This is a genomic window from Polyangium sp. 6x1, assembly GCF_029946515.1.
GTDB lineage: Bacteria > Myxococcota_A > Polyangia > Polyangiales > Polyangiaceae > Polyangium.
In genome coordinates this window covers 1-1,864 of record NZ_JARZHH010000173.1, presented here as the reverse complement: position 1 = coordinate 1,864, position 1,864 = coordinate 1, and the positions used below count along the sequence as shown (strand labels likewise).

Genomic DNA, 1,864 nt, shown 5'->3' with positions numbered 1-1,864 from the left:
CCCCCACCGCCGCCGCCTCCGCCGCCGCCACCCCCGCCGCCTCCTCCGACGTGGCATCCGCCGCCCCCGCCGCCGCCTCCGCCGCCGCCGGTCTTTACGCCGCCGCCTCCGCCGCCGCCCCCTCCCCCGCCGGTCTATACGCCGCCGGTGACGCCTACCACGCCGGGGAAGAGTGGCCCTCCGCCGATCGGCGGGTACGGGCCGAAATTCGCGATGTCCGGGCGGTTCTCCACGCTCTGGATGGTCAACCGCAATGAATTCGGGATCGGAGGCGGTGGCGGGCTCCGCTTCTACGGAGGGTATCTCGAGCTCGAGGTCGAGTTCGGCTACAACAGCTATCTAGGCATCGATCGCACCGACATGCCGCTGCTGTTCAACACGTTCATCTTCTATCGTGAAGACAAACGCCTCCAGCCGTACCTGATCCTCACGTCGCTCGGCGTGTTGTTCTCCGAGGAGAACAAGAAAAAGGACGTGCTCTTCCAGGGCGGATTCGGGCTCGGCCTCGCCTACCGGCCCGCGAACTGGATCGCGTTCAGCGGCGAGGCGCGCTTCAGCCTCGCCGATTCCATAGAGCCGACGGTCGCCGGCGACGGGATCGCCGAGTTCCGGCTGTATTCGATCGTTTATCCCTTCTGAACGTCAGGGAACCTTCGCGGGCGCGGCCGGGAGCAGGCGCTCGCCGGGCACCGGCGCGCTGAACGTCGGGAGCTTGAACTCGACGCGGAAGATCGGGACGACGTCGCTCCACACCGCGCCCTGGCCCTGCGTGGAATCGAGCGAGATCTGCGTGCGAGGCCCCGACCGCGCGCCGGTATCGCTGTAACGCACGGCGTACGTGAATGTCCCCGCGTCCTTGCCCGGCTCCTCGCCGAGGCCGAATCCGTTCATGCTCATTCCTTCGAGTTTGTCCGACGAGCGATACACGGGGCGCCCGCCGCACGTGACCGAAAGATCCACGACGTTGCCCTTGTCGCCATTGCCTTCGAGGGTCGAATCCACGATGCAGGAGGCGCCTGCGCCGAACGGCAATCCGCTCGCGTGGGTGACCTTGCCCGTCCAGCGCGCGGCCACCTGGCGCATGGGCGCGAGCGGCGCCGCGGGGGGCGCCACGGAGCGAGGCGGCTCCGTGGCGGGGATGGGCTCGGTGACGACGACGGGGGACACGACAGGCTCATGCGGGGGCGGAGGCGGCTCCATGACCAGGAACGCGACGAGAGAGCCGGTCATGGCGAGCAGCACCGTGCTGCCGATGAGGACGGGCACCACGAAAGAGCTCTTTTTCTTCGGCGGGGGCGCGCCGCGGAGCGCGACGAGCTCGCTCCGCAGGGCTTGCAGATCCTGCTCGGCCTCGCGCATGCGGCCTTCGATCTGCTCGATACGCGCGCGTTTCTCCTCGGCCGTCTGCTGGAACCTCCGGGCGTCCTGGAGGTCCTGCTCGAGGCCCTGGATGCGCCCGCGGAGGGCGTCTCTTTCGTCGCGGTAGGTCATGCGTCGCTCCCCGGAGGACGAGAGTGTACGCTTCGCAGCGCGGCTCGTCACCCCGAGGAGCACGAGGGCAGCGACGCTCAGGGGCAGCGGCCGGCTTCGTAATAATTCGGGCCCGTCTTGCGGATCCAGGTAGGCAGCACGTTGTTGAGGCCGAGGTTCTGGTTCGAGCCGACGGCGCAAGCATAACTGTTGAATGCGCCGCACACGACCGCGCGCCCCTTCTGCACGTGGTAATAGTTTCCTTCGTAAAACTCTTCGCACACCGGGGCGGGGCTTCCGCCGCTGCCGCCGCTGCCGCCGCTGCCGCCGCTTCCGCCGCTGCCGCCTGCGCCGCCTGCGCCGCCGCTGCCGCCTGCGCCGCCGGTCCCGCCCG

The 1,864-nt window shown here is 69.2% G+C and carries 1 protein-coding gene and 2 pseudogenes; 1 reads left to right on the top strand and 2 read right to left on the bottom strand.

Going from position 1 to position 1,864, the window contains the following annotated elements; all coding sequences use genetic code 11:
* Positions 1–639 (top strand): annotated as a pseudogene (locus QHF85_RS49660) (hypothetical protein); the annotation flags it as partial.
* Positions 640–642: 3 nt separating this feature from the next.
* On the opposite strand, the gene QHF85_RS49655 reads toward QHF85_RS49660, so the two are convergent.
* A complete protein-coding gene (locus tag QHF85_RS49655) occupies positions 643–1,491 on the bottom strand; it encodes a hypothetical protein (RefSeq protein ID WP_281334571.1) in 849 nt (282 codons plus the stop codon).
* A 77-nt stretch (positions 1,492–1,568) separates the two neighbouring features.
* A pseudogene (locus tag QHF85_RS49650) lies at positions 1,569–1,864 on the bottom strand (esterase); the annotation flags it as partial.

What these genes read in the sequence shown, in the direction of transcription:
- QHF85_RS49655 (WP_281334571.1), bottom strand. Translation starts at nt 1,491, where the DNA reads ATGACCTACCGCGACGAAAGAGACGCCCTCCGCGGGCGCATCCAGGGC.